This window comes from Cellulomonas sp. P2_B4 (assembly GCF_056404795.1).
Genome location: NZ_JBFUDI010000007.1, coordinates 14007 through 34275, shown reverse-complemented (window position 1 = coordinate 34275; position 20269 = coordinate 14007). Strand labels below are relative to the sequence as shown.

21 protein-coding genes are annotated in these 20269 nt (G+C 70.3%); 19 read left to right on the top strand and 2 right to left on the bottom strand.

From position 1 onward, the window contains the following. The first annotated feature begins 2 nt into the window (after positions 1–2). From AC1DZC_RS13440 to AC1DZC_RS13385, 12 genes are all read left to right on the top strand, one after another. A complete protein-coding gene (locus AC1DZC_RS13440; protein WP_477043621.1) occupies positions 3–503 on the top strand; it encodes a hypothetical protein in 501 nt (166 codons plus the stop codon). 93 nt (positions 504–596) lie between these two features. Next, a complete protein-coding gene (atpB, locus tag AC1DZC_RS13435) occupies positions 597–1412 on the top strand; it encodes a F0F1 ATP synthase subunit A (protein ID WP_477043710.1) in 816 nt (271 codons plus the stop codon). A gap of 89 nt (positions 1413–1501) precedes the next feature. Further along, the gene (gene atpE, locus AC1DZC_RS13430; protein WP_370504580.1) at positions 1502–1711 is read left to right on the top strand and encodes an ATP synthase F0 subunit C; all 210 of its coding nucleotides are present in this window, start codon (positions 1502–1504) and stop codon (positions 1709–1711) included. Next, positions 1711–2295, top strand: a complete 585-nt coding sequence (locus AC1DZC_RS13425) for a F0F1 ATP synthase subunit B (protein ID WP_477040020.1) — start codon at positions 1711–1713, stop codon at positions 2293–2295. The genes atpE and AC1DZC_RS13425 overlap by 1 nt, the downstream gene beginning before the upstream one ends. Further along, positions 2295–3107, top strand: coding sequence for a F0F1 ATP synthase subunit delta (locus AC1DZC_RS13420; protein WP_477043620.1), 813 nt, complete (start codon positions 2295–2297; stop codon positions 3105–3107). Before AC1DZC_RS13425 ends, AC1DZC_RS13420 begins: the two co-directional genes overlap by 1 nt. An 81-nt stretch (positions 3108–3188) precedes the next feature. After that, positions 3189–4817 (top strand): F0F1 ATP synthase subunit alpha, encoded by a 1629-nt coding sequence (gene atpA, locus AC1DZC_RS13415; RefSeq protein ID WP_477043619.1) that lies wholly within the window; start codon positions 3189–3191, stop codon positions 4815–4817. A 2-nt stretch (positions 4818–4819) separates the two neighbouring features. Then, positions 4820–5713: a F0F1 ATP synthase subunit gamma gene (locus AC1DZC_RS13410; protein WP_477039995.1), complete on the top strand. Its 894-nt coding sequence runs from the start codon at positions 4820–4822 to the stop codon at positions 5711–5713. A gap of 33 nt (positions 5714–5746) precedes the next feature. Beyond that, entirely contained in the window at positions 5747–7234 is a 1488-nt protein-coding gene (gene atpD / locus AC1DZC_RS13405) for a F0F1 ATP synthase subunit beta (protein WP_477039996.1), read from the top strand. Positions 7235–7296: 62 nt separating this feature from the next. Continuing rightward, complete coding sequence (locus AC1DZC_RS13400) at positions 7297–7587, top strand: F0F1 ATP synthase subunit epsilon (protein WP_477043618.1); 291 nt, start codon at positions 7297–7299, stop codon at positions 7585–7587. Positions 7588–7600: 13 nt separating this feature from the next. Continuing rightward, entirely contained in the window at positions 7601–8017 is a 417-nt protein-coding gene (locus tag AC1DZC_RS13395) for a DUF2550 family protein (RefSeq protein WP_477039998.1), read from the top strand. A gap of 21 nt (positions 8018–8038) precedes the next feature. Then, positions 8039–8734, top strand: coding sequence for an endonuclease NucS (gene nucS, locus AC1DZC_RS13390; RefSeq protein ID WP_477039999.1), 696 nt, complete (start codon positions 8039–8041; stop codon positions 8732–8734). A gap of 145 nt (positions 8735–8879) precedes the next feature. Next, complete coding sequence (locus AC1DZC_RS13385) at positions 8880–10058, top strand: N-acetylglucosamine-6-phosphate deacetylase (protein WP_477043617.1); 1179 nt, start codon at positions 8880–8882, stop codon at positions 10056–10058. Here AC1DZC_RS13385 and AC1DZC_RS13380 read toward each other — a convergent pair. Continuing rightward, positions 10053–11054, bottom strand: coding sequence for a LacI family DNA-binding transcriptional regulator (locus AC1DZC_RS13380; protein ID WP_477043616.1), 1002 nt, complete (start codon positions 11052–11054; stop codon positions 10053–10055). The two genes, AC1DZC_RS13385 and AC1DZC_RS13380, sit on opposite strands and share 6 nt — an antisense overlap. Before the next feature lie 235 nt (positions 11055–11289). On the opposite strand from AC1DZC_RS13380, the gene AC1DZC_RS13375 reads away from it, so the two are divergent. From AC1DZC_RS13375 to AC1DZC_RS13345, 7 genes are all read left to right on the top strand, one after another. Further along, positions 11290–12603, top strand: coding sequence for an ABC transporter substrate-binding protein (locus AC1DZC_RS13375; protein WP_477040002.1), 1314 nt, complete (start codon positions 11290–11292; stop codon positions 12601–12603). 62 nt (positions 12604–12665) lie between these two features. Beyond that, complete coding sequence (locus tag AC1DZC_RS13370) at positions 12666–13649, top strand: carbohydrate ABC transporter permease (protein ID WP_477043615.1); 984 nt, start codon at positions 12666–12668, stop codon at positions 13647–13649. Further along, on the top strand, positions 13649–14506 hold the full coding sequence (locus AC1DZC_RS13365) for a carbohydrate ABC transporter permease (protein ID WP_477040004.1): 858 nt from the start codon (positions 13649–13651) through the stop codon (positions 14504–14506). Before AC1DZC_RS13370 ends, AC1DZC_RS13365 begins: the two co-directional genes overlap by 1 nt. Positions 14507–14515: 9 nt before the next feature. Then, entirely contained in the window at positions 14516–16777 is a 2262-nt protein-coding gene (gene yicI / locus AC1DZC_RS13360) for an alpha-xylosidase (RefSeq protein WP_477043614.1), read from the top strand. A 169-nt stretch (positions 16778–16946) separates the two neighbouring features. After that, positions 16947–18386, top strand: coding sequence for a glycoside hydrolase family 1 protein (locus tag AC1DZC_RS13355; RefSeq protein WP_477043613.1), 1440 nt, complete (start codon positions 16947–16949; stop codon positions 18384–18386). Between the two features lie 137 nt (positions 18387–18523). Beyond that, positions 18524–18823, top strand: a complete 300-nt coding sequence (locus AC1DZC_RS13350; RefSeq protein WP_477040007.1) for a hypothetical protein — start codon at positions 18524–18526, stop codon at positions 18821–18823. Beyond that, entirely contained in the window at positions 18820–19626 is an 807-nt protein-coding gene (locus AC1DZC_RS13345) for an HAD-IIB family hydrolase (protein WP_477043612.1), read from the top strand. Before AC1DZC_RS13350 ends, AC1DZC_RS13345 begins: the two co-directional genes overlap by 4 nt. Here the strand turns inward: AC1DZC_RS13345 and AC1DZC_RS13340 are convergent. Next, entirely contained in the window at positions 19623–20264 is a 642-nt protein-coding gene (locus AC1DZC_RS13340) for a class I SAM-dependent methyltransferase (RefSeq protein WP_477043611.1), read from the bottom strand. The two genes, AC1DZC_RS13345 and AC1DZC_RS13340, sit on opposite strands and share 4 nt — an antisense overlap. Between the last annotated feature and the right edge of the window lie 5 nt (positions 20265–20269).

Here is a 20269-nt window from a genome sequence, read left to right as displayed (position 1 = left end):
CCGTGCCCACGACACCCAGCCCGCCCGCGCCCCCTTCAGCCGCCGACCGGGTCTTCCGTCAGGCCCTGCGCGACATGTTCGTGCTCCTCGGCGTCCTCACCGTGGTCGGCGTGGTCGTCGGCTACCTCGTCGACGGGATGGCCGGCGTCTGGGGCGCGCTCATCGGGGTGCTGGTCGCGCTGATCTTCTCGGGCACCACCGTGATCTCGGTCTGGCGCACCTCGCGCTCCAACCCCACGACGATGCTCGCGGTGCTCATGGGGGCCTGGCTGGGCAAGATCATCGTGGTCATCGTCGTGCTCGCCTCGATCCGCCACCTGGACTTCTACAACCCCCAGGTGCTGGCGGTCGTCCTCATGGTCGGGGTCATCGGCTCGGCGATCCTGGACGCCCGCGCGGTGCAGCGCGGACGCATCACCTACTTCGACGAGCAGCCCGCCCAGACGGGCGTCCAGAAGCCCTCCGGCGGCCCCGGCCCGGGTCCGGACCAAGCAACTTCATAGGTTAGGCTTCACCCCATCCACGACGGCCCGGCGCCGTGCCTGTGCCCGCACTGATGCGGCCGGCGCGGAGCACACGACCACCAGGAGACCGCCCTGTCCAGCCTTGCGACGATCCTGCCGCTTGCCGCGGATGACGGCAGCGGTGGCTTTCACCCGCCTTCGCTCGCTGACTTCTTCCCGCCGGCCATCTGGTTCGAGGGCACGCCGTTCGAGATCAACCGGATCATCCTGGTCCGCTTCATCGCCGTCATCGTGTTCCTGGTGATCTTCGTCATCGGGGCCCGTCGCGCGAAGCTCGTCCCGGGTCGCTTCCAGAGTGCGCTGGAGATGGGGCTCGACTTCTGCCGGACGCAGATCGCGTTCGAGATCCTCGGTGAGAAGGACGGCAAGAAGTACGTCCCGATGATCACGACGATCTTCTTCGCCGTCTTCTTCTTCAACATCACCGGCGTGATCCCGTTCCTCAACATCGCGGGGACCTCGGTGATCGGCCTGCCGATCATCTTCGCGCTGTGGGTCTACTTCATGTACCTGAGCCAGGGCGTCAAGAAGTTCGGCGTCGGCGGGTACCTCAAGCACAGCCTCTTCCCGCCCGGCGTCCCGTGGCCGATCTACTTCCTGCTGACGCCCGTCGAGTTCCTGCAGGTCTTCCTGCTGCGCCCGGCGACCCTCGTCATCCGGCTCCTGGCCAACATGATGGCCGGCCACCTCCTGCTCGCCCTGTGCTTCGCGGCGACCTCGTTCCTGTTCTTCGAGGCCTCCAACGGGCTCAAGCTGTTCGGCGCCGTGACCTTCGTCGCCGGGTTCGCGTTCTTCCTGCTCGAGGTCTTCGTCGCGCTGCTCCAGGCGTACGTGTTCTCGATCCTCACCGCCGTCTACCTGCAGATGTCGATCTCCGAAGAGCACTGATCGACGCACTCCCAGCGACGGGCTGATCCCGGACCGTCGCCCCGTAACGGACGCGCCGAGCGGCGCGCAGATGAAAGGAACCAGATCCAGTGGAAATCACCGGCCTCGCACTCGTCGGATACGGTCTGGCGGCCATCGGCCCCGGCATCGGCCTCGGCATCCTGTTCGGCAAGACGATCGAGGGCATGGCCCGCCAGCCTGAGATGTCCGGCCAGCTCCGTTCGACGATGTTCATCGGCCTGGCGTTCATCGAGATCCTGGCGCTCCTCGCGATCGCCACGCCCTTCTTCTTGAAGTGATCACCTCGACGCTCGTCGCTGCCGCGCAGAGCGTGGCGGAGACAACCGACACCGAGGAGCTGAACCCGCTCCTGCCCGAGACGTACGACATCGTCTGGTCGCTCGTCATCGTCGTCATCATCTTCCTCGTGTTCATGAAGTACGCGCTGCCGAAGTTCCAGGCGATCCTCGACGAGCGCGCGGAGAAGATCGAGGGCGGTCTGCAGCACGCCGAGGTCGCACAGGCCGAGGCGGCCGCGCTGCGCGCCGAGTACGAGCAGCAGCTCGCCGACGCACGCACCGAGGCAGCCCGCATCAAGGAGGCAGCTCGCGTCGAGGGTGGCGCGATCTCCGCCGAGATCAAGGCGAAGGCGACCGCGGACGCGGCACGCACCGTCGAGACGGCTCAGCGTCAGATCGAGGCGGAGCGCCAGCAGGCGGCCGTCTCGCTGCGCGCCGACGTCGGGGCGCTCGCCACCGAGCTCGCGTCCAAGATCGTCGGGGAGTCCCTCGAGGACACGGCCCGCCAGTCGCGCGTGGTCGACCGCTTCCTCGCGGACCTCGAGGCCTCTACTGCCGCTACCTCTGCGGCCAAGGAGAACTGATGCGCGGAACGAGTCTCGCTTCGCTCACGGCGGCACAGGAGCGGTTCGCGCCGGTCCTGACCGCCGGGGGCAAGCAGGCGGCCGAGCTCGGCGAGCAGCTGTTCGCCGTCGTCGACGCCCTGGACTCCTCGGGTTCGCTGCGGCGCACCCTGTCCGACCCCGCGCTGCCCGCGGACGCGAAGACGGGCCTGGTCCGCTCCGTCCTGGCGAGCTTGGACGAGCGTGTCGTCGCGGCGGTCTCCGACCTGGTGAGCGCGCGATGGACCTCCGAGGAGGACCTGGCCGACGCCGTCGAGCAGCTCGGCTTCGACGCCGTCCTGGCGTCCGCCGAGGCGAGCAACGAGCTCGAGCGGGTCGAGGACGAGCTGTTCCGCATCACGCGGTCGCTCGTCGGCCAGCGCGAGGTGCGCTCGGCTCTGTTCGACCCGCGGGGCACGCGCGAGAACCGCGTGAAGCTCGTCGACAACCTGCTCGAGGGCAAGGTGACCGACGCGACGCTGCAGGTGGCGCGCCGGGCGACCGCCTCGCCCCGGGGCAAGCGGTTCGTCGCCACGCTCGGTGACGTGGCCGAGCTGGCCGCAGAGCGTCGCCAGCGCCTCGTGGCCTCCGTGACCTCCGGCAGCGAGCTGTCGCAGGCGCAGATGGACCGACTCGGCTCGATCCTGCAGCAGGCCTACGGCCGTGACCTGCAGCTCAACGTGACCGTGGACCCCGAGATCCTCGGCGGCCTGCGCATCCAGGTGGGGGCGGACGTGGTCGACTCGACCGTGCTCGCGCGGCTCGCCGACGCACGACGACGACTTGCCAGCTGAGTATCGGCCCCAGGCCGGCCCATCGAACGACGTGAACGAACGTACGACCGCGCACCGCGTGGTCACGACAGGAGAAGAGCAATGGCTGAGCTGACGATCCGGCCGGACGAGATCCGGGCCGCGCTGGACAGCTTCGTGAAGTCCTACGAGCCGAGCGGCGTGGTGACCGAAGAGGTCGGCCGCGTGACGCTGACGGCCGACGGCATCGCGCAGGTCGAAGGTCTGCCCGGCGCGATGGCGAACGAGCTGCTCCGCTTCGAGGACGGCACGCTCGGCCTCGCGCTCAACCTCGACGTCCGCACGATCGGCGTCGTCGTCCTGGGTGAGTTCACGGGCATCGAGGAGGGCCAGGAGGTCCGCCGCACGGGCGAGGTCCTCTCGGTCCCCATCGGCGACGGCTACCTCGGCCGCGTCGTGGACCCGCTGGGCCAGCCGATCGACGGTCTGGGCGAGCTCGTGACCGAAGGTCGCCGCGCGCTCGAGCTGCAGGCCCCCGGCGTCATGCACCGCAAGAGCGTGCACGAGCCGCTGCAGACCGGCCTCAAGGCCATCGACGCGATGATCCCGATCGGCCGCGGCCAGCGCCAGCTCATCATCGGCGACCGCCAGACCGGCAAGACGGCGATCGCGATCGACACGATCATCAACCAGAAGGCCAACTGGGAGACGGGCGACGCGACCAAGCAGGTCCGCTGCATCTACGTCGCCATCGGTCAGAAGGGTTCCACCATCGCCGCCGTCCGCGGCGCCCTGGAGGAGGCCGGCGCCCTGGAGTACACGACGATCGTCGCGGCCCCGGCGTCCGACCCGGCCGGCTTCAAGTACCTCGCCCCGTACACCGGCTCGGCCATCGGCCAGCACTGGATGTACCAGGGCAAGCACGTCCTCATCGTGTTCGACGACCTGTCGAAGCAGGCCGAGGCGTACCGCGCCGTGTCGCTGCTGCTGCGCCGCCCGCCGGGCCGCGAGGCGTACCCCGGTGACGTCTTCTACCTGCACTCCCGTCTGCTCGAGCGTTGTGCCAAGCTCTCCGACGAGCTGGGTGCCGGCTCGATGACGGGTCTGCCGGTCATCGAGACCAAGGCCAACGACGTCTCGGCGTACATCCCGACCAACGTCATCTCGATCACCGACGGCCAGATCTTCCTGCAGTCGGACCTGTTCAACGCCGACCAGCGCCCCGCCGTCGACGTCGGCATCTCGGTGTCCCGCGTCGGTGGTGCCGCCCAGGTCAAGGCGATGAAGCAAGTCTCCGGCACGCTGAAGCTCGACCTGGCGCAGTTCCGCTCGCTCGAGGCGTTCGCCATGTTCGCCTCGGACCTCGACGCCGCGTCCCGTGCGCAGCTGACCCGTGGTGCGCGCCTGATGGAGCTGCTCAAGCAGGCCCAGTACTCGCCGTACCCGGTCGAGGACCAGGTCGCGTCGATCTGGGCCGGCACCAAGGGCAAGCTGGACGACGTCCCGCTGGGCGACGTGCGCCGGTTCGAGAGCGAGCTGCTCGACCACCTGCGTCGCAACACCGACGTCCTGGGCACCATCGCCTCGTCCGGCAAGCTGGACGACGCGACGGAGGAGGCCCTCGGCGCGGCGATCGACGAGTTCCGCAACGGCTTCCTCGTGGGTGACGGCTCCACGCTCGTCGGCTCGGTCGACGACGGCGCCGAGGTGGATGTCGAGCAGGAGCAGATCGTCCGGCAGAAGAAGGGCTGACCGTGGCAGGTCAGCAGCGCGTCTACCGGCAGCGGATCCGGTCGACACAGTCGCTGAAGAAGATCTTCCGCGCGATGGAGCTCATCGCTGCCTCGCGCATCGGGAAGGCGCGCGCCCGCGTGACGGCCTCGACGCCGTACTCGCGCGCGCTGACCCGGGCGGTCTCGGCGGTGGCGACGCACTCCAACGTGTCGCACCCGCTGCTCACGGAGCGCACGGACACCAACCGCGTGGCCGTGCTCGTCGTGACCTCGGACCGCGGCATGGCCGGTGCCTACTCGGCGAGCGTCATCCGGGAGGCCGAGCGCCTCATCGGCCGGCTCACCGAGGCAGGCAAGGAGCCGGTCGTGTACGCGACCGGCCGCCGCGCCGTCTCGTACTACGCGTTCCGTAGCCGTGAGCTCGCGGGGCAGTGGACCGGCAACTCGGACGCTCCCTCGATCGACACCGCGGACGAGATCGCGGACGCCCTGCTGACGGCGTTCGGTGCGCCGGCCGACCAGGGCGGCGTCTCGGAGCTGCACGTCGTGTTCACGCACTTCAAGAACATGGTCACGCAGACCCCGCGCGTCATCCGGCTGCTGCCCCTCGAGGTCGTCGACGGCGTCGAGCCGGTCGGCGATCACGAGATCACGCCGCTGTACGAGTTCGAGCCGTCGCCGGAGGACGTCCTGGACGCCCTGCTGCCGCGGTACGTGCGCAGCCGCATCTACACCTGCCTGCTGCAGGCCGCGGCGTCCGAGCTGGCCGCGCGCCAGCGTGCGATGCACACCGCCACCGAGAACGCGGAGGACCTGGTGCGCATGTACACCCGGCTCGCCAACCAGGCCCGCCAGGCCGAGATCACGCAAGAGATCAGCGAGATCGTGTCGGGCGCCGACGCGCTCGCCGGCTGATCCCACGAAAACCCTTTCCAACCGGAGAAGAACATGACTGCCACCACCACCGAAGCTGCCGTCGAGCACGCCTCCGGTCCCGGCGTGGGCCGCGTCGCCCGGGTCATCGGCCCGGTCGTCGACATCGAGTTCCCGTCGGACCAGATCCCCGACATCTACAACGCGCTCAAGGTCACCATCGACCTCTCGGCGCAGGGCGAGGGCGAGGCCGAGGGCGGCGTCGAGATGACGCTCGAGGTCGCGCAGCACCTCGGTGACTCGCTCGTGCGTGCCATCGCACTGAAGCCGACCGACGGCCTGGTCCGTGGCGCGCTCGTGCGCGACACCGGCGAGGCGATCAGCGTCCCGGTCGGCGACATCACCAAGGGTCACGTCTTCAACGTCATCGGCGAGGTGCTCAACCTCAAGGAGGGCGAGAAGTTCGAGGTCACCGAGCGCTGGCCCATCCACCGCACGCCCCCGGCCTTCGACCAGCTCGAGAGCAAGACGCAGATGTTCGAGACCGGCATCAAGGTCATCGACCTGCTCACGCCGTACGTGCTCGGCGGGAAGATCGGTCTCTTCGGTGGTGCGGGCGTCGGCAAGACGGTCCTCATCCAGGAGATGATCCAGCGCGTCGCGCTCAACCACGGTGGTGTGTCGGTGTTCGCCGGTGTCGGCGAGCGCACCCGTGAGGGCAACGACCTCATCGTCGAGATGGAGGAGGCCGGCGTCTTCGACAAGACGGCGCTCGTCTTCGGCCAGATGGACGAGCCGCCGGGCACGCGTCTGCGCGTCGCCCTGTCCGCGCTGACGATGGCGGAGTACTTCCGCGACGTGCAGAAGCAGGACGTGCTGCTCTTCATCGACAACATCTTCCGGTTCACGCAGGCCGGTTCCGAGGTCTCGACGCTGCTCGGCCGCATGCCGTCCGCCGTCGGCTACCAGCCGAACCTCGCCGACGAGATGGGCCTCCTGCAGGAGCGCATCACCTCGACGCGTGGCCACTCCATCACCTCGCTGCAGGCGATCTACGTGCCCGCCGACGACTACACCGACCCGGCCCCGGCCACGACGTTCGCGCACCTGGACGCCACGACCGAGCTCTCGCGTGAGATCGCCTCCCGCGGTCTGTACCCCGCCGTCGACCCGCTGACCTCCACCAGCCGGATCCTCGACCCGCGGTACGTCGGCCAGGCGCACTACGACGCCGCGACCCGCGTGAAGTCGATCCTGCAGCGCAACAAGGAGCTCCAGGACATCATCGCGATCCTCGGTGTCGACGAGCTGTCGGAGGAGGACAAGACGGTCGTGGCCCGTGCCCGCCGCATCCAGCAGTTCCTCTCGCAGAACACGTACATGGCCGAGAAGTTCACCGGTGTCGTCGGTTCGACGGTCCCGCTGAGCGAGACCGTCGAGGCCTTCGGCAAGATCGCCGACGGCGAGTTCGACCACATGGCCGAGCAGGCGTTCTTCAACATCGGCGGCCTCGAGGACCTCGAGCGCAACTGGGCCCGCATCCAGAAGGACTACGGCGTCTGAGACGCCCGCGGGGCGCCGTCGGTTGACGGCGCCCCACCCATCTTCTCGAGGAAGGAGTGCTCGTGGCAGACATCGAGGTCGAGATCGTCGGTGCCGAGGGCAAGCTCTGGTCCGGTAGCGCCTGGCAGGTGTCGGCGAAGGCCGGCGAGGGCGAGATCGGCATCCTGGCCGGGCACGAGCCCGTGCTCTCCGTGCTGCAGCCCGGCGAGGTCCGGGTGTTCCCGGAGCGCGGTGCACAGCCCGAGCGCTGGCAGGTCGAGGGCGGGTTCCTCTCGTTCGACTCCAACCACCTGACGATCGTCGTCGACGACGCCGTGTCGGGCTCTCGCCCCGCGACGACCACGGCGCACTGAGGTCCAGTCCACGGTGAGCGGGGTGGTCGTCGCGCTGATGCTCGGGGCTGCTCTGCTCGCCGTGGTGACCGTTCTGCTCTGGTTGTCCCGGGTTCACACGCTGGACCGCCGCGTCGGCTCGTTCCACTGCTGGGTGTCGAAGACGCCCCAGGGACCGTGGACCACCGGCGTCGCGCAGTACGGGTCCGCCAAGCTCTATTTCTGGAGCCGCTGGTCGCTGGCGCCCCGGCCCCGCATCCGCTGGAACCGCGTCGGCCTGAGCGTCGTCGAGCGCCGCTGGCAGAACCCGGACGGCGCGTCCGGTGACCAGCTCGTCGTCGCGACCTGCCGGACCGATCACGACTTCTATCTCCTGCTGAGCGCCGAGGCCTACACCGGCCTGACGTCCTGGATCGAGGCGACGCCCTCGCGCGTCAACTCGGTCACCTAGTCCCTCCCGAAAGCGGATCCCGTGCGCCTCGTCGTCGCCTCCTGCTCGGCGCGCTACAGCGGTCGACTCAACGCCCACCTGCCCTTGGCCACGCGACTCCTCGTCGTGAAGGCCGACGGCAGCGTGCTGCTGCACTCCGACGGCGGGTCGTACAAGCCGCTGAACTGGATGAGCCCGCCGTGCTCGCTCGCGGTGCTGGAGCCGTCCGAGGAGGCCGCCGCGCGTGGCGTGACCCAGGTCTGGACCGTGCAGCACCAGAAGTCCGACGACCGGCTCGAGATCGAGCTGCACGAGGTCCAGAGCGACTCCGCGCACGACCTCGGCGTGGATCCTGGCCTGGTGAAGGACGGCGTCGAGGCGCACCTGCAGGAGCTCCTCGCGGCGCAGATCATCCTGCTGGGCACCGGCCACACGCTGGTGCGGCGCGAGTACCCGACCGCCATCGGTCCGGTCGACATCCTGGCCAAGGACCCCGCCGGCGGCACCGTGGCCGTCGAGATCAAGCGCCGGGGCGACATCGACGGCGTCGAGCAGCTGACCCGCTACCTCGAGCTGCTCAACCGCGACCCCCACCTCGCCCCCGTCCGCGGTGTGTTCGCCGCCCAGGAGATCAAGCCGCAGGCGCGCGTGCTCGCCACCGACCGCGGCATCGGCTGCCTGGTGCTGGACTACGACGCCATGAAGGGCGTCGACGACAGCGGCTCGCGCCTGTTCTAGCGCCGGGCCCGCGCACCGCGAGATCGTGCGTCTGCCTCGAGATCGTGGGTTCCGACGCACGATCTCGAGGCAGACGCACGATCTCGGCGCCGTCGTGGTGTCGACCGCGCCAGTTCGTGGGTGTCGCGTGAGCGAGGATGGACCCGTGAGCGAGCCCCTCGTCCTGCGCGGACGCCTGGTGACCCCCCGAGGCATCGTCGACGACGGAGCGGTCGTGGTCGACGACGAGACGATCGTCTGGGTCGGCCCGTCCGACGGGCTGCCGCCGGCGTGGTCGCTACCGGACCCGACGGGCGACACGCTCCTGCCGGGCCTGGTCGACCTGCACTGCCACGGTGGTGGCGGTGCGAGCTTCCCGGACGCGGTCGACGCAGCCGACGCGCAGACCGCGGTCGACGAGCACCGGCGGCACGGGACGACGAGCCTCGTCGCGTCGCTGGTCACGGCCCCGCGCGACGTCCTGCTCGAGCGGACCGCGCTGCTGGCGGACCTCGCGGACGCGGGGGAGATCGTGGGCATCCACCTCGAGGGGCCGTTCTTGTCGGCGGACCGGTGCGGCGCGCAGAACCCGGCCGACATGCTCGCCGGTTCCGCGGCGCTCACGACGGCGATCGCGCAGGCGGCCCGTGGCCACCTCGTCACCATGACCATCGCGCCCGAGGTGCCGGGCGTCGCCGACGAGGTCCTGCCGGCGCTCGTCGACGCGGGGGCGATCCCGTCGATCGGCCACACGGACGCGTCCGCGGAGCAGGTGGAGGCGGCGGTGGACCGCGGTTTCGACCTGCTGGCCGCCACGAGCAACCGCCGGCTCACGGCGACGCACCTCTTCAACGGCATGCGGCCGCTGCACCACCGCGACCCCGGCCCGATCGCCGCGTGCCTGGCGGCCGCGGCGCGCGGCGAGCTGGTGGTCGAGCTGGTCGCGGACGGGACGCACCTGGCCGACGCCACGGTCCTGTCGGTGTTCGACCTGCTCGGCGCGGGGTCGATCGCGCTGGTCACGGACGCGATGGCTGCGGCCGGCATGCCGGACGGGTCCTACCAGCTGGGGCCGATGGAGGTCGTCGTCGACGGTGGGGTGGCCCGGCTGGCGAAGGGCGGCGCGATCGCCGGGGGCGTCGCACACCTGATCGACCTCGTCCGGAACGTCGTCGCGGCCGGGGTGCCGCTCGAGGACGCGGTGCTGTCGGCGGCGACCGTGCCGGCGGACGTGCTGGGTCGGCGCGACCTCGGCGCGCTGGCTGCGGGTCGACGAGCGGACGTCGTCGTGACCGACGACGACCTGCGGCCGCTGCGCGTGCTGCGCGGGGGAGCCTGGCTATAGCGCCGGGGCGGTCGTCTCGCGGACGGTGAGCTCGGGCGCGAGCAGGCGCGTCTCGGGCGTCTGACCCTCGTCGAGGCGGGCCATCACCATCTCGACGGCGACCGCGCCGATCCGGGCGGCCGGGATGTCGACGGCGGTGAGCTGCTGCGTCTGGCCGGTCGCCACGTCGCGCGGGCACACCGCGACGACGGACATGTCGCGCGGGACCTGGATGCCGCGCTCGCGCAGCCCGGCGAGGACCGCGGGCAGGGCGACCTCGTTGTGCACCACGAGCCCGGTGACGTCGGGGAGGCGGTCGAGCACGCGGTCGAGGGCGGCGTCGGCGCCGGCGTGCGACGACTCGCACGGCTCGAAGACGGCCTCGACGCCCAGGCGCTCGGTCTCCGCGCGGAAGCCGCTGACCGTGCGCATCGCGTAGGTCGTGTGCCGGTCGAGCACGACCGGTGGGGACCCGATGAACGCGATGCGCCGGTGCCCGAGGCCGACGAGGTGGTCGACAGCGGTCCGCGTGACGGCCTCGAAGTCCAGGTCCACGCAGGACAGGCCGGCGGCGTCGCGGGGAAGTCCGATGAGGACGGCGGGCTGGCGCTGACGGCGCAGGATCGGCAGCCGGGGGTCCTCGGCCTCGACGTCCATCATGATCACGGCGTCGACCATGGAGCCGGCGGCGACGCGCTCGACCCCGGCGTGGTCATCCTGGGTGAGCAGCAGGACGTCGTGCTCGAAGTCGCGGGCACGGGTGACCACGCCGGTGACGAACTGCATGATGACGCCGACGTTGACGTCGACGCGCAGGGGCGCCATGAGGGCGAGCACGTTGGTGCGCTGCGAGGCGAGCGCCCGGGCGCCCGCGTGCGGCCGGTAGCCGAGCTCCTGGACCGCGCGCTCGATACGCTCGCGCGTCGTCGCGGAGATGGGCCGCTTGCCGGACAGGGCGTAGGAGACCGTCGAGACCGACACCCCGGCTGCGCGCGCGACGTCGTCGATCGTGGTCACGGCGCTCCGCCTCCTTCGTCTCGGGGCCGGGCACACCGGCGCCGGGAGAAACCCTAGCGGCATCGCCCCACGTCAGAGCGTAGAAGCGAAGCGCTTCGACTGTCGAGGGCCAATCACGCACCCAAAGTCCCCGGATGTCCGGTCTGGACATCGCAAAAATCACGCGCTAGTTTATCGAAGCGCTTCGACGATCGGACACCATCCGGTCGACATCCACTCGATGAGGAGAACCCGGATGAGGAACAGCACACGGCGATGGGCGGCCGTCGGGACCGCCGCCCTCCTGACCACGACCGCCCTGACCGCCTGCAGCAGCAGCGGCGGCAGCGGGGGCGGCGACTCCGACGAGGACACCCTCACCGTCTGGCACTACGAGTCCGAGGACTCGGCCATGGGCCAGGCCTGGGACAAGGCCATCGAGATCTTCAAGACGGAGCACCCCGGCGTGAAGGTCGACCTCGAACACCAGACGTTCGAGCAGATCCAGAAGAACGCCAAGATCGTGCTCACCGGCGACGACGTCCCGGACGTCATGGAGTACAACAAGGGCAACGCCACCGCGGGCCAGCTCGCGTCGCAGGGTCTGCTGACGCCGCTCACCGACGTGGCGAAGGAGAAGGGCTGGGACAAGACGCTCTCCGGCTCGCTCGCGACGACGGCCATGTACGACGAGAACGGCCTCATGGGGTCGGGCGACTGGTACGGCGTGCCGAACTACGGCGAGTTCGTCGGCGTCTACCTCAACAAGGACCTGTTCGCGCAGTACGGCATCGAGGTGCCGACGACGTTCGACGGCTTCGAGGCAGCCCTGGCGACCTTCAAGGAGAACGGCGTCACGCCGCTCGCCGAGGCCGGAGCCGAGTACCCGCTCGGTCAGCTCTGGTACGAGCTCGTCCTGCACTACGGGGACCGCGCGCTCGTCGACGACTACCAGCTGTTCAAGAACGACGTCGACTGGCACGGCGACGCGATGACCAAGGCCACCGAGAAGCTCGACGAGTGGGTCAAGAAGGGCTACATCGCGTCCGACGCGGCCGGCCTGACCGCCGAGGACATGGGCGTCTCGTTCATCAACGGCACCTACCCGATCATGGTCTCCGGCTCCTGGTGGTTCGGCCGCCTGGCCGAGGAGATCCAGTTCGACTGGGCCCAGACGAACTTCCCGGAGAACACGCTGCACCCGGGCTCGTCGGGCAACATCTGGGTGGTCCCCCAGAACGCGGACTCCAAGACGCTCGCCGAGGACTTCATCGACATCACGCTGCGCCCCGAGGTGCAGAACGTGCTCGGCGAGAAGGGTGGCCTGCCGGTCGCCGGCGACCCCAGCGCGATCACCGACCCCAAGACGGCCGAGATGACCCAGAACTTCGCGGACATCCTGGCCGACGACGGCCTCGCGTACTACCCGGACTGGCCCGTCGCCGGCTTCTACGACGTGATCGTCAGCCAGCTCCAGTCGCTGGTCAACCAGTCCAAGACGCCCGCCGAGGTGCTCGACGGCCTCAAGGACGCGTACGAGTCCGGCAAGGCCGACCTGCTCGGCGAGTGACCCGACGCGCCCGGGGCGGGCCGAGCACCGACCCGCCCCGGGCGCCCCACGGAGGACAGACCATGAGCACCGAAGCTCTCGACAGCCGGCCCGCGACCTCGTCGGACAAGACGCCCGAGAACGCCGCGCCGCACGTCCGCAAGAAGAAGCGCCCGACCTGGGTGGCCTACCTGCCCTACCTCGCACCGGGCGCGATCGCGTTCGTCGTGGTCATCGGCATCCCGTTCGCGACGAACATCGCGTACAGCTTCCAGAAGTGGAAGGGCGGGATGGCGCCGCACCACTGGGTGGGGCTCGACAACTACCAGGCCCTGCTGCACGACGAGCAGTTCTGGACGTCGTTCCGGAACTCGATCTCGATGATCGTCGCGATGGTGATCGTGCCGACCGTCATCGGGCTGCTGCTCGCGTCGGTGCTCTTCGACTACCTCGGCAAGAAGTTCGGGTCACGCTCGGCCTCCGTGCTGCGGGCCAGCTACTACCTGCCGCAGATCCTCCCGGTCGCGGTCGCCGGTGTGCTGTGGAACTGGATCCTCAACGCGCAGACGGGCGCGGTCAACGAGGTGCTGCGCTCGCTCGGCGTCGAGAACCCGCCCAACTGGCTCGGGTCGCCGACGACCGCCATGCCGACCGTGATGCTCGTGCTCGTCTGGGTGCAGATCGGCTACCCGGTGGTCATCTTCATGTCCGCCCTGCAGCGCGTGGACCCCGAGCTGTACGAGGCCGCCGAGCTCGACGGCGCCGGCTGGTGGCGCCGCTTCCGCGCGATCACGATCCCGCAGATCAAGCCCGAGACGTTCGTCGTCGTGCTCACCTGCACGGTCGCAGCGCTCAAGGTGTTCGGGCCGATCTACGTGCTCACCCGCGGCGGACCGGAGGGGTCGACCCTCGTGCCGAGCTACTACTCGTACCTGAACTTCTTCGACAAGTCGAAGGTCGGCTACGGGGCGGCGGTGGCCAACGTGCTGACCCTCGTCATCGTCATTGCCGCAGGTCTGATCCTCGTCGCGCAGGCGCGCAGCGAGCGCAAGGAAGGTGTGGGCTGATGGCCACCGAGGTCCTCACGAGCGGTGCCCGGCACCGCCGCGGCAAGGCCCGCTGGGTCGTCCTGGTCGGCGCGATCCTCGTCGCCGTCGCGATCCTCCTGCCGTTCCTGATCATGCTGCTCAACGCGTTCAAGTCGCCGCTCGACTACTCGCTGAACGGCCCGCTGAGCCTTCCGCACGAGATCTACACCAAGGGCCTGACGACGTTCTGGAACCGCGTCGACTTCCCGCAGAAGCTGGTCAACTCCATCTGGATCTCGGGTGCGGTCGCCATCCTGGGCACCCTGTTGTCCCTGCTCAACGCCTACGCGATCGGTGTCGGTCGCGTGAAGGGCCGGCTGCTCGTGGTCTCGCTGTTCCTGCTGGCGACGATGCTGCCGCAGGAGGCCCTGATCTACCCGCTGTTCACCATGGCCCAGCAGGTCGGGCTCTCGAACTCGCCGTGGTCGGTGATCATCATCTTCACCGTCATCCAGTCGGCGTTCGGCACCTACCTGCTGGCGTCGGTGCTCGGCACCTTCCCCAAGGCGCTGCTCGAGGCCGCGGCCCTGGACGGCGCGAGCCGGTGGCAGGTGCTGTGGAAGGTCGTCTTCCCCGTCGTGCGCCCGACGCTGTCGGTCCTGATGATCTTCTTCTTCATCTGGACCTGGAACGAGTTCTTCATCCCGCTGGTGATGCTGACGACGAACGACACCCAGACCATCCCGGTCGCGCTCGCGTCGCTGCAGGGCGACCGGATGATGGACGCGCCGACGACGAACGCCGGCGCCCTCGTCTCGCTGCTGCCGGCAGTGCTCTTCTTCCTGATCTTCCAGCGAACCCTGACGCGCGGCGTGACCGCCGGCGCGGTCAAGTAAGGCGTCCCCATGAAGTTCACCAACGGCTACTGGCAGCTCCTCCCAGGCGTTCAGGTGCTGCGTCCGCGCAGCGTCGCCGACGTCGTCGTCGGCGAGGACACGTTGACGGTCTACAGCGCCACCGTGCCCCTGACCTCGCGCGGCGACACCCTGAACCGCCCGCTGGTCACGGTGACGTTCACGTCGCCGATGGACGACGTGATCGGGGTGCGGATCGAGCACCACACCGGGGGCGTGCCCCCGCGGCCCGCCTTCGCGGTGGCTCGGTCGTCGCAGACCGACGTCAAGGTCGTCGCGGACGGTCCGGTCGCGTCGTTGACGTCCGGCGGGCTCACGGCCCGGGTCTCGACGGACGGCGCGTGGAACGTGGACTTCGAGGCGGACGGCCGCGTCCTGACCTCGTCGACCGAGCGCAGCATCGGCGTCGTGACCGACGCCGCCGGCGAGAGGTACGTGCACGAGCAGCTGGGTCTGGGCGTCGACGAGCACGTCTACGGCCTGGGGGAGCGCTTCGGCGCGTTCGTCAAGAACGGTCAGTCCGTCGACATCTGGAACGCCGACGGCGGGACGGCGACCGAGCAGGCGTACAAGAACGTGCCGTTCTACCTCTCCGACGCGGGCTACGGCGTGTTCGTCGACCACCCCGGGCACGTCTCGTTCGAGGTCGGCTCCGAGGCGGTCTCGCGCACGCAGTTCTCGGTGCCGGGGGAGACGCTGCAGTACTACGTGGTGCACGGGCCGTCGCCCAAGGAGGTGCTGCGCCGGTACACCGCGCTCACCGGCCGCCCGGCGCGGGTCCCGGCCTGGTCGTACGGCCTGTGGCTCTCGACATCGTTCACCACGCAGTACGACGAGGCGACGGTCATGTCGTTCGTCGACGGGATGGCCGGCCGCGGGCTGCCCCTGAGCGTCTTCCACTTCGACTGCTTCTGGATGCGCGCGTTCCACTGGACCGACTTCACGTGGGACCCCGCGACGTTCCCGGACCCCGAGGGGCTCCTGGCCCGCCTGCACGAGAAGGACCTCAAGGTCTGCGTCTGGATCAACCCGTACATCGCGCAGCGCTCCCGGCTCTTCGAGGAGGGTCGCGCCGGCGGCTACCTGGTGACGCGCGCGGACGGATCGGTCTGGCAGACCGACGACTGGCAGGCGGGCATGGCGCTCGTCGACTTCACCAACCCCGACGCGGTCGCCTGGTACCAGGGGCACCTGCGGCACCTGCTGGTCCAAGGGGTCGACGCGTTCAAGACCGACTTCGGCGAGCGCATCCCGACGGACGTGCGCTGGCACGACGGCTCCGACCCCGAGCGGATGCACAACTACTACACGCACCTCTACAACCGCGCGGTGTTCGAGGTGCTCGAGGCCGAGCGCGGCGAGGGCGAGGCGGTGCTGTTCGCACGGTCGGCGACCGCGGGCGGCCAGCAGTTCCCCGTGCACTGGGGCGGCGACTGCGAGTCGACGTTCGTCTCGATGGCCGAGTCGCTGCGCGGCGGGCTGTCGCTCGCGTCGTCGGGCTTCGGGTACTGGAGCCACGACATCGGCGGCTTCGAGGGCACCCCCGACGCGGCCGTGTTCAAGCGCTGGCTGGCGTTCGGCCTGCTGTCGTCGCACAGCCGGCTGCACGGCTCTGACTCCTACCGGGTGCCGTGGGCGTTCGACGAGGAGGCCGTCGACGTCGCGCGCCTGTTCACCCGGCTCAAGCTCTCCCTCATGCCCTACCTGGGACGGCTCGGCGAAGACGCGCACGAGCACGGCCTCCCCGTGATGCGCCCGATGGTCCTGGAGTTCCCCGACGACCCCGGTGCGGCGACCGTCGCGACGCAGTACATGCTCGGCGAGAGCCTGCTGGTGGCGCCGGTGTTCACGGCCGACGGCCAGGTGAACGTGTACGTGCCGGAGGGGGTGTGGACCTCGCTGCTCACGGGCGAGCAGGTCACCGGCCCCCGCTGGTACGCCGAGACGCACGACTTCCTGTCGCTGCCCGTCTACGTCCGCCCGGACACCGTCCTGCCGGTCGGCGCCCGCGAGGACCGGCCGGACTACGCGTGGGCCGACGGGGTCACGCTGCGCCTGTTCGAGCTCGCCGACGGCCACCGCTCGGTGACCGCGATCCCGTCGTCGGCCGGTGGGGAGCCGACGACGTTCGTCGTGACCCGCACCGGTTCCTCGGTGCGCGTCGTCGCCCGGAACGCGCCGGGGCCCTGGCGCGTCCAGGTCGGCGGCGAGGTCCGCGAGGTCGAGGGCGAGGAGGTCGAGCTCGCGCTCTGAGCGTGTCTCTGCGCCGGCGCGCAGGGCCCGTTGCGGGAGCGCTCCCACCTGACGTATCGTAACGTTTCGACGCCACGCTCGAGGCCTATGGTCGAGGAACGCGCAGACAAGGAAGTCGCGATCCGTGCCAGCCGCCGACAACATCCCGCCCGACCGAAGGACCCAGCACATGACGACCTCGCGACCGTCCGGACGCGCCTTTCCCGCCGACTTCCTGTGGGGATCCGCCACCGCGTCCTACCAGATCGAGGGCGCAGCCGACGAGGGCGGCCGCGCGCCGTCCATCTGGGACACGTTCTCCCGCACCCCCGGCAAGGTCCAGGACGGGGACACCGGCGACGTCGCGGTCGACCACTTCCACAAGGTCCCGCAGGACGTCGCGATGATGGCCGACCTCGGCCTGCAGGCGTACCGGTTCTCGATCTCGTGGTCCCGCGTGCAGCCGACCGGCTCCGGCGAGTTCAACCAGGCCGGCATCGACTTCTACTCCGACCTCGTCGACAGGCTCCTCGCGGCGGGGATCAAGCCCGTCGCCACGCTGTACCACTGGGACCTGCCGCAGGCTCTCGAGGACGAGGGCGGTTGGACCAACCGGCAGACCGCCGTCCTGTTCGGGGAGTACGCCCGCAAGATGGCCGAGGAGCTGGGCGAGCGGATCCACCTGTGGACCACCCTGAACGAGCCGTGGTGCTCGGCCTACCTGGGCTACGCCTCGGGCGTGCACGCACCGGGCCGCACCGACGACGTCGCCGCGCTCCGCGCGGTGCACCACCTGAACCTCGCGCACGGCCTCGCCGGTCGCGCGGTCAAGGACGTGCTCGGCCAGGACACGCCCGTCTCGGTCACGCTGAACCTGCACGTCACGCGCGCAGCGACGGACTCCCCGGAGGACGTGGAGGCCAAGCGTGTCGTCGACACCATCGCGAACGAGGTGTTCCTGCGCCCGATGCTCGACGGCGAGTACCCCAAGGAGGTCTTCGCCGACACTGAGCACCTGACCGACTGGTCGTTCGTGCAGGACGAGGACCTCGAGATCATCCAGGTACCGCTCGCTCTGCTCGGCATCAACTACTACTCGACCGGGCGGGTCCGCTGGGGCACGCCCGAGGTCGGCGACGGCGGACCCGGCCCCGACGGGCACCGCTCCTCTGCTCACAGCCCGTGGGTTGGTGCGACGAACGTCGAGTTCCTCCCGCAGCCCGGTCCGCACACGGCGATGGGCTGGAACATCGAGCCCCAGGGCCTCGTCGACCTGCTCCTCGAGATGCACGAGCGCTACCCGACGCTTCCCCTCGCGATCACCGAGAACGGCGCCGCGTTCGAGGACGTGCTCACCCCTGACGGCCACGTGCACGACGCCGACCGGGTGGCCTACCTGCACGACCACATCGACGCGGTCGGCGAGGCCATCGAGCGCGGCGCCGACGTCCGCGGCTACTTCGTCTGGTCGCTCATGGACAACTTCGAGTGGTCCTACGGCTACTCCAAGCGCTTCGGCGTGGTCCGCGTCGACTACGACACGCTCGAGCGCACCGTCAAGGACTCGGGCCACTGGTACCGCGACCTCGTCGCCACCAACGCCGTCCCGGCCCCCACAGCCCGCCTCTAGCACCACCCGAGACGTCCGCACCCGAGGTCGGGAGCCCTCCGGGTGCGGACGTCCGGCTCTCCGCGCGACGTCCGAGCAGATGAGGCCCCTGGCCACCCTCTGCTCGGACGTCGGCGTTTCTAGGGGAGGATGAGGGCGTGGGACGACGATCGACGAAGCGGCCGTACGGCGCCGAGCACGTCGAGCTCGACCTCGACCGCGCGACCGCGGGCCGCACGAGCGAGACCGGTGCCGACGGGGAGTGGACGGTCCAGCGCGTCCGCGGGTCCGACCGCGAGTACCGCTGCCCGGGCTGCGACCAGCTGATCGTCGCCGGCACCGCGCACGTCGTCGCCTGGCGCACGGACGGGCTGTTCGGCGAGGCCGTCGACGACCGCCGTCACTGGCACACGTCCTGCTGGCAGGCTCGTGGCCGCCGCGGCCCGACGCGCCGATGACCGCGCCCCGGCTGATCGCCACCGACCTGGACGGCACGCTGCTCCGCGACGACGGCACGGTGTCCGCCCGCACCGCCGCGGCCCTGCGTGCGGCCGCCGAGGCGGGGATCGAGGTCGTCTTCGTGACCGCGCGACCCCCGCGCTGGCTGGCGGGTCTGACCGAGCACGTGGCCGGCCACGGGGTCGCCATCTGCGCGAACGGGGCTGCGGTGATCGACGTCGCGACGCGCGAGGTGCTGGCCGAGCACGGGATGCCCGCGGACCTCGTCGCGACGATCGTCGGACGCATCCGCGACGCGTGGCCGGACGCCGTGTTCGCGACCGAGACCGCTCAGGGCTTCGCGCACGAGACGCGGTTCCGGTCGTCCCACGAGATCCCGGACGGCAGCCCGGTGGCCGACCTCGTCGAGGACGTCCTGACCGCCTCCACGTTCAAGCTCCTGGTCCGCAGCCCGGCCCGACCGCTGGGCACCTTCGCGGACGACCTCGCGGCCGTCGTCGGCGATCTCGCGATCGTCGCCGACTCGGGCGCGTCCGGGCTCGGCGAGATCTCCGGCCCGGGCGTCACCAAGTCGGCGACGCTGGAACGCTGGGCCGCGGACCGCGGGATCGGCGCGGCCGAGGTCTGGGCCATGGGCGACGCACCGAACGACCTGTCGATGCTCACGTGGGCCGGCGCGTCGTTCGCGGTCGCCAACGCCCACCCGATCGTCCTCGCGGCTGCCACCCACCGCTGCGCCGCCAACACCGACGACGGCCCCGCCGACGTCCTGGACCTGGCGGTCGCGCAGGCGGTCGGCTAGGCCCGGCGCACCGCCACCAGCACGGCGTCGCGGATCTCGACGGGCTCGCCGTCGGTGCCCGCGACCGTGCGCGACGGCGAGGTCGCGGTCACGTCCCACCGGTCGGGGTCGAGGGTCACGCCGACATCCTCCGCGGTGAACAGCAGGTCCGCGCGGTCGGGGCGCTGGATCTTCGTCGACCCGTGGTCGGAGGGGTGGTGCCCGACGACGAGCAGGGTGCCCCCGGGCCGGACGGCGGCGGCCAGCCGGCGGTGCAAGGAGCGCAGCGCGTCCGACGGCAGGTGCATGAACTGGGCGGAGACCAGGTCGAAGCGGTCGACGCCGGGCTCCCAGGTCAGGACGTCGCGCAGCTCCCAGCTGATCGGCAGCGGACCGGCGATCGCTGCGGAGCGGTCGAGCGCGACCTGGGAGATGTCGATCGCGGTCACGTCCCAGCCGTGGGTGGCCAGCCAGATGGCGTCGGCCCCCTCGCCCGACCCCACGTCCAGCGCGGTCCCGGGGCTCAACGGCGAGGCGACGGAGACCAGGTGCGGGTTCGGGTCGCCGCTCCAGATGCGGTCGGCGGAGCTGTACCGCTCGTCCCAGAACTCGGGCGTGTACAGGATCTCGGGGTGCTCGTCGTGGCTCACGTCCTGCATCTTGC